Origin of the sequence: Streptomyces sp. OfavH-34-F, assembly GCF_022347745.1 — a bacterium.
Classification (GTDB): Bacteria; Actinomycetota; Actinomycetes; order Streptomycetales; family Streptomycetaceae; genus Streptomyces.
Map to the genome: position 1 here is coordinate 1 of NZ_JAKRGC010000239.1, position 10,039 is coordinate 10,039.

The following is a 10,039-nucleotide window of genomic DNA, read 5'->3' on the forward strand; positions in this document are numbered from 1 at the left end:
GGGGCGCCGCGGCGCAGGTCCTGGAGCCGGGCGAGGAGCTGGCGGTGGGGCAGGCGGTGCGCCAGCAGTACATCGCGACACGGGACCAGATCCACCCGGGCGCGTTCGACCAGACACAGTGAGTACGCGGGGACCGCGAATTATGGACCGGGTCTGTTTTTTGACCTGGACTTGAACAAAACCGTTCGCGGTCCCGGCAAGCGGTGCCGGAAGATGGGTCGGCTCCCCTCCCCTACGCCGACTCCGATCTTCGCCGACTCCGAGAGACACGCGTGCTCATAAAAATCCTGCGGGCCTATCTCGGTCCGTATCAGAAGCCACTCGTGGTGCTGGTCGCCCTCCAACTGTTGCAGACCTGCGCCACGCTCTACCTCCCGACCCTCAATGCCGACATCATCGACAACGGTGTCGTGAAGGGGGACGCGGGCTACATCCTCCGCTACGGCGGCGTGATGCTGGTCGTCAGCGTCGCCCAGGTGGTCTGCAACATCGGCGCCGTGTACATCGGCGCCCGTACCGCGTCCGCGCTCGGCCGGGACGTACGGGCGGCGGTCTTCGACCGGGTGCAGTCGTTCTCCTCGCGCGAGGTCGGCCGGTTCGGCGCCCCGTCGCTGATCACCCGTACGACCAACGACGTCCAGCAGATACAGATGCTGGTGCTGATGACGTTCACGCTGATGGTGTCCGCGCCGATCATGTGTGTCGGCGGCATCGTCATGGCGCTGGGCCAGGACGTGCCGCTCTCGGCGGTGCTGCTCGCGGTGGTGCCGGTGCTCGGGATCGCGGTCAGCCTGATCGTGCGCAAGATGCGTCCGCTGTTCCGGCTGATGCAGACGCGCCTCGACACGGTCAACCGGGTGCTGCGCGAGCAGATCACCGGCAACCGCGTGATCCGCGCCTTCGTGCGGGACGCGTACGAGGAGGAGCGCTTCCGGGGCGCCAACACCGAGCTGACGGACGTGGCCCTGTCGACGGGCCGACTGATGGCGCTGATGTTCCCGACGGTGATGACCGTCGTGAACGTGTCGTCGATCGCCGTCGTCTGGTTCGGCGCGCACCGCATCGACAGCGGCGGGATGGAGATCGGCGCGCTGACCGCGTTCCTCGCCTATCTGATGCAGATCGTCATGTCGGTGATGATGGCGACCTTCATGTTCATGATGGTGCCGCGCGCCGAGGTGTGCGCGGAGCGCGTCCAGGAGGTCCTGGAGACCGAGTCCAGTGTCGTGCCGCCCGTCGAGCCGGTCCGCGAGCTGCGCGCCCACGGGCATCTGGAGGTGCGCGGTGCGGACTTCCGCTACCCGGGCGCCGAGGAGCCGGTGCTGCGCGGGGTGGACCTGGTGGCGCGGCCGGGCGAGACGACCGCGATCATCGGGTCCACGGGCAGCGGGAAGTCGACGCTGCTCGGGCTGGTGCCCCGGCTGTTCGACGTGACGGACGGCCAGGTGCTGGTCGACGGGGCCGACGTGCGGACGCTGGACCCGGTGCTGCTGTCGAAGATCGTGAGCCTGGTCCCGCAGAAGCCGTACCTGTTCTCCGGGACGGTGGCGACGAACCTGCGGTACGGCAACCCGGACGCGACCGACGCGGAGCTGTGGCACGCGCTGGAGGTGGCCCAGGCGAAGGAGTTCGTCGAGGCCCTGGAGCACGGCCTGGACGCGCCGATCGCGCAGGGCGGCACCAATGTGTCGGGTGGTCAGCGCCAGCGGCTGTCCATCGCGCGGACGCTGGTGCAGCGCCCGGAGATCTATCTCTTCGACGACTCGTTCTCGGCGCTGGACTACGCCACGGACGCGGCGCTGCGGGCCGCGCTCGGGCGGGAGACGGCGGAGGCGACGGTGGTGATCGTGGCCCAGCGGGTCTCCACGATCCGCGACGCCGACCGGATCGTCGTCCTGGACGAGGGGCGGGTCGTGGGCACCGGCACGCACCACGAGCTGATGGCCGGCAATGACACGTACCGGGAGATCGTGCTCTCCCAGCTGACGGAAGCGGAGGCCGCCTAATGGCCGGGCCTGGCGGACGCATGATGGCGGGCGGGGCGCCGACCGAGCGGTCCATGGACTTCAAGGGGTCCTCCAAGCGGCTGCTGAAGCGCTTCGCCGCCGAGAAGAACACCCTGTACGTGATGCTGGTCGCGGTCGCGCTCAGCGTCGGGCTCTCCGTGGTCGGCCCGAAGATCCTCGGCCGGGCGACGGACCTGGTGTTCGCCGGGGTGATCGGGCGCCAGATGGATGCCGGGACGACCAAGGAGCAGGTCGTGGAGGGCCTGCGCCGCAGCGACAGCGACCTGGCCGACATGCTCGCCTCGGTGGACTTCGCCCCGGGGCAGGGCATCGACTTCGGCGCGGTGGGCGACGTGCTGCTGCTGGCGCTGGCGGTGTACGTCGGCGCCGGGCTGCTGATGCTGGTGTCCACGCGGCTGTCGATCCGGGTCATCAACCGGGTCGTGTTCCAGCTGCGCGAGGACATCCAGACCAAGCTGTCGCGGCTGCCGCTCTCGTACTTCGACCGCGCCAAGCGCGGCGAGGTGCTGAGCCGGGCGACGAATGACATCGACAACATCTCGCAGACGATGCAGCAGACGATGGGCCAGCTCATCAACTCGGTGCTGACGATCATCGGCGTGCTGGTGATGATGTTCTGGATCTCGCCGCTGCTGGCGCTGGTCGCGCTGGTGACGGTGCCGCTCTCGGTGATCGTCGCGACGAGGGTCGGCAAGCGCTCGCAGCCGCAGTTCGTGCGGCAGTGGCAGGTGACGGGCAAGCTCAACGCCCACATCGAGGAGATGTACACCGGGCACACCCTGGTGAAGGTCTTCGGCCGGCAGGAGGAGTCCGCGCGGGACTTCGCCGAGCAGAACGAGGCGCTGTACGAGGCCGGGTTCAAGGCGCAGTTCAACAGCGGCATCATGCAGCCGCTGATGATGTTCGTGTCCAACCTGAACTATGTGCTGATCGCCGTGGTGGGCGGGCTGCGGGTCGCTTCCGGGTCGCTGTCGATCGGGGACGTGCAGGCGTTCATCCAGTACTCGCGGCAGTTCTCGATGCCGCTGACCCAGGTCGCCTCGATGGCGAACCTGGTGCAGTCCGGGGTGGCGTCCGCGGAGCGGATCTTCGAGCTGCTGGACGCCGACGAGCAGGAGCCCGACCCGGCGAAGGGCGCGGCAGAGCACCCCGGCATCCTGCGCGGCAGCGTCGCGCTGGAGCACGTGGCGTTCCGCTACGACCCGGACAAGCCGCTCATCGAGGACCTGTCGCTGAACGTCGAGCCGGGCCACACGGTGGCGATCGTCGGCCCCACGGGCGCCGGCAAGACGACGCTGGTCAACCTGCTGATGCGGTTCTACGAGGTGACGGGCGGCCGGATCACGCTGGACGGCGTGGACATCGCGAAGATGTCGCGGGCGGACCTGCGCGCGGGCATCGGCATGGTCCTCCAGGACACCTGGCTGTTCGGCGGGACCATCGCGGAGAACATCGCCTACGGGGCGCCCGGCGACGTCGGCCGGGAGCGGATCGAGGAGGCGGCCCGCGCGGCCCACGCCGACCGCTTCATCCGGACCCTGCCGAACGGCTACGACACGGTGATCGACGACGAGGGCTCCGGGGTCAGCGCCGGCGAGAAGCAGCTGATCACCATCGCGCGGGCGTTCCTGTCCGACCCGGTGATACTGGTGCTCGACGAGGCGACCAGCTCCGTGGACACCCGGACCGAGGTGCTGATCCAGAAGGCGATGGCGGGCCTGGCGCACGGCCGGACGAGCTTCGTGATCGCGCACCGGCTCTCCACCATCCGGGACGCCGACGTCATCCTGGTCATGGAGAACGGCTCGATCGTGGAGCAGGGCACGCACGACGAACTGCTGGCGGCCGAGGGTGCCTACGCGCGGCTGTACGCGGCGCAGTTCGCCCAGGCGGTCGCCGAGGTCGACTGAACCCGGCTCGGACCGGCCCGGCCGGGCACGAGGTCCGGAAACAGTTCCGCGGCTGCCCCGGCCGTACGCGCGTCGCGCGTCAGTCGAGGTAGCCGCGGAGCTGGTCGGCGGAGGTGTGGTCACGCAGTCTGGTGAGGGTGCGGGACTCTATCTGGCGTATCCGCTCGCGGGTGACGCCGAAGATGCGCCCTATCTCCTCCAGGGTGCGGGGCCGCCCGTCGACCAGCCCGTAGCGCAGCTGGACCACCCTGCGCTCGCGCTCGCCGAGGGTGGAGAGGACCGCCTCCAGGTGCTGGCGCAGCAGCAGGAAGGCGGCGGACTCCACGGGGGACGCGGCGTCGCCGTCCTCGATGAGGTCGCCGAGGAACACGTCCTCCTCCTCGCCGACCGGGGCGTGCAGCGAGACCGGTTCGCGGGCGAGGCCGAGGATCTCGCCGACCCGCTCGGGCGTGAGGTCGAGCTGGGCGGCGACCTCCTCGTGGCTGGGTTCGCAGCCCCGTTCCTGGAGCATCCGGCGCTGGACCCGGACGACGCGGTTGATCAGCTCCACGACGTGGACCGGGACGCGTATGGTGCGCGCCTGGTCGGCGAGGGCGCGGGACATGGACTGGCGTATCCACCAGGTGGCGTACGTGGAGAACTTGTAGCCGCGGGTGTAGTCGAACTTCTCGACGGCCCGGATCAGCCCGAGGTTGCCCTCCTGGACGAGGTCGAGCATGGTCAGGCCGCGGCCCACGTAGCGCTTGGCGACGGAGACCACGAGCCGGAGGTTGGCCTCGATCAGGCGGCGTTTGGCGGTCCGGCCCATGACCACCAGCCGGTCCAGGTCGACGGCGAGCCGGGTGTCCGGGTCGGGGGCGCGGGCCAGGCGCTCCTCGGCGAACAGCCCGGCCTCGACGCGCCGGGCGAGCTCCACCTCCTCGGCGGCGGTGAGCAGCGGGATGCGCCCGATCTCGCGCAGGTACTGGCGGAACAGGTCGGAGGTGGGGCCGGTCTCCGGCCTGGCGCGCGGCACCGGTGGGTCCGGGGTTTCCATGACGGTCCGGGTCTGCACGGGGGCGACCTCCAGGTGATCGCTGCCGGACCGCGGGAGGGGCCGCGCTCCGATGACTCATGGCGCCGGCATCCAGTGTGGGGCACGACACACAGCCGCCACGAGGGGCGTGCGGTGACTTTCTGAGACGGCGCGGTTACGTCAGAGGGCGGCGGCGCCGTGGTTGCGCAGGGTCTGCGCGTACTGCTGGAGGACCCAGACCTCGTTCTGCGCGGCGGCGAGGTGGTCGGGGGCGACGTTGCTGCCGAGGCGGGCCAGGCTGCTCTGTACGTCGTTGATCCGGCGGTCCACGGCGCGCAGCCGGACGTTGACCAGGTGTTCCCCGGCGTAGGTCTCGTCGATGGACTTGCCGTGGAAGACCTCGACCGCCAGCTCGGTGATCAGCTTGCGGACGGCCTCGCTGGGCGTGGCGTCGAGGACCCGGACGAGGTATTCGCGGCTGTCGGCGAGGCCCTGTTCGGCACCGCCCGCCTCCTCGATGCACTGGCGCACGGCGGCGTAGGGCGGTGCGGTGAACTCGTCGGCGCCGTAGGCATCGAAGGCGGGCGAGACCAGCTCGGGGCGCTGGAGGGCGAGCTTGAGCAGTTCGCGCTCGGTGCGGTGGGCGGGGCTGCGGAGGTTGAGCGCGGGGCCGGAGGGGACGGGCGGGGCCTGGATCTGCTGCGGGCGGCCGGGGCCTGTGCCGCCGCGCCCGGCCCGGCCGGGTCCGCGCGGGTCGCCACCCCGGCCGCGGGCCCACTGGGCGAGCTGGTTGACCCGGTGGACGACGTACTCCTGGTCGAGGATGCCGATGAAGCCGGCCAGCTGGACCGCGACCTCGCGCTGGATGCTGCGCGTCTTGATCTTGGCGACGACGACGGCGGCCTCGTCGAGCGCGGCGGCGCGCCCGGCCGGGGTCTCCAGGTCGTAACGGCCGACGATCTGGCGGAGCGCGAACTCGAAGAGCGGGGTGCGCGGTTCGACCAGGTCGCGGACGGCGTCGTCCCCCTTGACCAGCCGCAGGTCGCACGGGTCCATGTTGTCCGGGGCGATCGCGATGTACGTCTCGGCGGCGAACTTCTGGTCGTCCTCGAAGGCGCGCAGGGCGGCCTTCTGACCGGCCGCGTCCCCGTCGAAGGTGAAGATCACGCGGGCGCTGCCGTTGTCCATGAGGAGGCGGCGCAGGATCTTGATGTGGTCGCCGCCGAAGGCGGTGCCGCAGGTGGCGATGGCGGTGGTGACCCCGGCGAGGTGGCAGGCCATCACGTCGGTGTAGCCCTCGACGACGACGGCCCGGCTGGACTTGGCGATGTCCTTCTTGGCCAGGTCGATGCCGTACAGCACCTGGGACTTCTTGTAGATCGGCGTCTCGGGGGTGTTGAGGTACTTCGGGCCGTTGTCGTCCTCGCGGAGCTTGCGGGCGCCGAAGCCGACGACGTCCCCCGCGGTGTCGCGGATGGGCCACATCAGGCGGCCCCGGAAGCGGTCGATGGGGCCGCGCCTGCCGTCCTGGGAGAGGCCGGAGGTGATCAGCTCCCGGTCGCTGAAGCCCTTGCCGCGCAGGAAGCGGGTGAGGTGGTCCCAGCCGGCCGGGCTGTAGCCGATGCCGAAGTGGGCGGCGGCGGACTGGTCGAAGCCGCGGTCGGCGAGGAACCTGCGGCCGATCTCGGCCTCGGGGCCGTCCAGCTGCTCGGCGTAGAACTGGGCGGCGGCCTTGTGAGCCTCGACCAGCCGGATGCGCTCGCCGCGCTGGTGGGAGGGGTTGTAGCCGCCCTCCTCGTAGCGCAGGGTGATGCCGGCCTTGGCGGCCAGCCGCTCGACGACCTCGGCGAAGGTGAGGTGGTCGATCTTCTGGACGAAGGCGATCGTGTCGCCGCCCTCCTGGCAGCCGAAGCAGTGGAAGAGGCCCTTGCTCGGACTGACCTGGAAGGAGGGGGACTTCTCGTCGTGGAAGGGGCAGAGGCCCTTGAGGTTGCCGCCGCCGGCGTTGCGCAGCTGGAGGTACTCGGAAACGACGGCGTCGATCGGGACCGCGTCCCGTACCGCCTTCACGTCGTCGTCGTTGATCCTGCCCGCCACGATTGAATTCTACGGGTGGGTTCGGACAGGAACGCCGCGGGCGGGCGCGGGCCGGGGACCTCTTCCCGGCCGGCGCGGGTGCGGGCGGGGGCCCGCGCGCCGGCCGGGGGCCGCTCAGACCAGGGATTCCAGGGGCACCGAGGGGTCGGCCAGGGCGTCCGGGTCGACCGGGCGGCCGGACCTGATCAGCTGCTGAATGGGCTCCGTGACGTCCCACACGTTGACGTTCATCCCGGCGAGCACGGTGTGCTCCCGGAGCCAGAACGCGATGAACCGGCGCTTGCCGGCGTCGCCCCGGATGACCACCTGGTCGTAGCTGCCGGGGGGTGCCCAGCCGGAGTACTCCAGGCCGAGGTCGTACTGGTCGGAGAAGAAGTAGGGCACCCGGTCGTAGGCGACGTCCTGGCCGAGCATGGCGCGGGCGGCGGCCGGGCCGCCGTTCAGGGCGTTGGCCCAGTGCTCGACGCGCAGCCGGGTGCCGAGCAGCGGGTGGGCGGCGCTCGCCACGTCGCCGGCGGCGTAGATGTGCGGGTCGCTGGTGCGCAGCGAGGCGTCCACGGCGATGCCGCCGCCCTCCTCGCGCGGGGCGATGGTGAGCCCGGCGGCCTCGGCGAGCGCGGTGCGGGGGGCGGCGCCGATCGCGGCGAGGACGTCGTGGGCGGGGTGCTCCTCGCCGTCGTCGGTGCGCACGGCGAGGACCATGCCGTCCTGGCCGACGATCTCGGTGAGCCGGGCGCCGAAGTGGAAGCGGACGCCGTGGTCGCTGTGGAGTTCGGTGAAGATCTGGCCGAGTTCCGGTCCGAGGACCCGCAGCAGCGGGGTGGACTCGGGTTCGACGACGGTGACCTCGGCGCCGTAGCCGCGGGCGGCGGCGGCGACCTCCAGGCCGATCCAGCCGGCCCCGGCGATGACCAGGTGGCCGTTGTCCCGGCCGAGCGCGGACAGGACGTGGCGCAGCCGGTCGGCGTGGGCGAGGCGGCGCAGGTGGTGGACGCCGGCCAGGTCGGTGCCGGGCACCTGGAGCCGGCGCGGTTCGGAGCCGGTGGCCAGCAGCAGCTTGTCGTAGTGGACGACGGCGCCGTCGCCGGTCTCCACGGTGCGGGCCGCGGGGTCGAGCGAGGTGACGGGCTGGCCGAGGTGCAGTTCGACGTCGGCGCCCGCGTACCAGCCGTTCTCGTGGACGAAGACGCTGTCGCGGTCCTCCTTCCCGGACAGGTAGCCCTTGGACAGCGGCGGGCGTTCGTACGGGTGGTCGCGCTCGTCGCCGATCAGGATGACCCGGCCGCTGAACCCTTCCGACCTGAGCGTCGCGGCCGCCTTCGCCCCGGCCAGCCCTCCGCCCACGATGACGAACGTCCGATGTGCGTCTGCCACTTGATGCCTCCTCGGTGCTTGCTGCGCGGCGCCAACTGCGAGCGTCCCGCACGCAGCGTAGTGCCGAAAGGGTGCGTGGCCCGATTACGTCACTCCCGGTGGCGGCCCGCGCCGGGGGTGAGGTGGGCGTGCAGCGCGCGGGCGGAGGCGTCGGTGAGGGCGGCGATCTGGTCGACGAGGACCCGTTTGCGGGCCCGGTCGTCGGGGGCCGCCTCGTAGAGGGCGCGCAGGTGCGGCTCCAGGCCCTCGGGGGCGCGGGCGGTGAGCGCGGCGGCCAGTTCGGCAATGACGATCCGCTGGTCGGCGCGGATCTCCTCCTGTTCGGCGCGTTGCATGACGTAGCGGTCGGCGATGGCCTTGAGGACCGCGCACTCGTTGCGGGTGGCGCGCGGGACGACGAGTTCGGCGCCGTACCGGGTGTGGCGGCCGGGGCCGTACGCCTGCCGGGTGGCCGTCTCGGCGGCGAGGCAGAACCGGCCGATGAGCTGGCTGGTGGCGTCCTTCAGGCGGGCCTGGGCGACGGCGGAGCCGTCGTAGCCGTGCGGCCACCACTCCTGGGCGATGAGCCGGTCCAGCGCTTCGGCCAGTTCTTCCGGGTCGGTGCCGGCCGGGACGTAGCGGCCGAGGGCGACGGCCCAGATCTCCCGGCGCTCCGGTTCGGCCTCCAGGCAGTTGGGGTCGATGTGGCCCGCGTGCAGCCCGTCCTCGAAGTCGTGCACGGAGTACGCCACGTCGTCGGACCAGTCCATGACCTGGGCCTCGAAGCAGCGGCGGCCGGGCGGCGCGCCCCGGCGGAACCAGGTGAAGACCGGGAGGTCGTCCTCGTAGACCCCGAACTTGGGCGAGCCGGGGTCGGTGGGGTGGGCGCCGCGCGGCCAGGGGTACTTCGTGGCGGCGTCGAGGGCGGCGCGGGTGAGGTTGAGGCCGACGCTGACCAGCTCGCCGGTGCGGGTGTCGGGGACGAAGCGCTTGGGTTCGAGGCGGGTGAGCAGCCGCAGCGACTGGGCGTTGCCCTCGAAGCCGCCGCAGTCGGAGGCGAAGTCGTTGAGGGCCTGTTCGCCGTTGTGGCCGAAAGGGGGGTGTCCCATGTCGTGGGAGAGGCAGGCCGCCTCCACCAGATCGGGGTCGCAGCCGAGCGCGGCGCCGAGTTCCCGGCCGACCTGGGCGCACTCCAGGGAGTGGGTGAGCCGGGTGCGCGGGCTGGCGTCCCAGACGGGGCTACGGGTGCCTGGGGTGACGACCTGGGTCTTGCCGGCGAGCCTGCGCAGGGCCGCGGAGTGCAGGACGCGGGCGCGGTCGCGCTGGAAGGCGGTGCGGCCGGGCCGTTTGTCCGGCTCGGTGTCCCAGCGCTCGGCGTCGGCGGGGCCGTAGGGCGCCGTACCGGGGTGCTGTGTGCCGTCCGTGCCGTTCATACTGCCGACCCTAGTCGGCCGCGCCAGCGGGACGGGTCAGGCGGAGGCGGCGAGCGGGGTGTTCATCGGTGTGCCGTACGCGGCCGGGCCGGCCGCGCGGGTCTCGTCGTACCGGTGCAGGAGCAGCCGGGCCATCGCGGGGTGGGCGCCGAGCGGGGCGGCGGCGATCCAGGGCGCGTGGGCGGCGGCCGCCGCGGCGAAGCG

6 protein-coding genes and 1 pseudogene are annotated in these 10,039 nt (G+C 71.7%); 2 read left to right on the forward strand and 5 right to left on the reverse strand.

Annotated features, from left to right (window positions below):
- Window positions 1–272: 272 nt before the first annotated feature.
- Together MHW47_RS26320 and MHW47_RS26325 are read left to right on the forward strand one after the other, a co-directional pair.
- The gene (locus MHW47_RS26320; RefSeq protein ID WP_239226258.1) at window positions 273–2,006 is read left to right on the forward strand and encodes an ABC transporter ATP-binding protein; all 1,734 of its coding nucleotides are present in this window, start codon (window positions 273–275) and stop codon (window positions 2,004–2,006) included.
- Window positions 2,006–3,937 (forward strand): ABC transporter ATP-binding protein, encoded by a 1,932-nt coding sequence (locus MHW47_RS26325; protein ID WP_239226259.1) that lies wholly within the window; start codon window positions 2,006–2,008, stop codon window positions 3,935–3,937. The genes MHW47_RS26320 and MHW47_RS26325 overlap by 1 nt, the downstream gene beginning before the upstream one ends.
- Window positions 3,938–4,016: 79 nt before the next feature.
- Here MHW47_RS26325 and MHW47_RS26330 read toward each other — a convergent pair whose 3' ends face one another.
- The 5 genes and pseudogenes from MHW47_RS26330 to MHW47_RS26350 form a co-directional block, all read right to left on the reverse strand.
- Window positions 4,017–5,006 carry an RNA polymerase sigma factor gene (locus MHW47_RS26330; protein WP_239226263.1) on the reverse strand — a complete coding sequence of 330 codons (990 nt, stop codon included), beginning with the start codon at window positions 5,004–5,006 and terminating at the stop codon, window positions 4,017–4,019.
- A 126-nt stretch (window positions 5,007–5,132) separates the two neighbouring features.
- Entirely contained in the window at window positions 5,133–7,049 is a 1,917-nt protein-coding gene (gene dnaG, locus MHW47_RS26335) for a DNA primase (RefSeq protein WP_239226260.1), read from the reverse strand.
- Window positions 7,050–7,163: 114 nt separating this feature from the next.
- The gene (locus tag MHW47_RS26340) at window positions 7,164–8,423 is read right to left on the reverse strand and encodes an FAD-dependent oxidoreductase (protein ID WP_239226261.1); all 1,260 of its coding nucleotides are present in this window, start codon (window positions 8,421–8,423) and stop codon (window positions 7,164–7,166) included.
- Between the two features lie 89 nt (window positions 8,424–8,512).
- Window positions 8,513–9,835, reverse strand: a complete 1,323-nt coding sequence (locus MHW47_RS26345; RefSeq protein WP_239226262.1) for a deoxyguanosinetriphosphate triphosphohydrolase — start codon at window positions 9,833–9,835, stop codon at window positions 8,513–8,515.
- Window positions 9,836–9,871: 36 nt separating this feature from the next.
- Window positions 9,872–10,039 (reverse strand): annotated as a pseudogene (locus tag MHW47_RS26350) (sirohydrochlorin chelatase); the annotation flags it as partial.

Coding starts and splice junctions, on each gene's coding strand:
- MHW47_RS26325 (WP_239226259.1), top strand. CDS start 2,006: ATGGCCGGGCCTGGCGGACGCATGATGGCGGGCGGGGCGCCGACCGAG.
- MHW47_RS26345 (WP_239226262.1), bottom strand. CDS start 9,835: ATGAACGGCACGGACGGCACACAGCACCCCGGTACGGCGCCCTACGGC.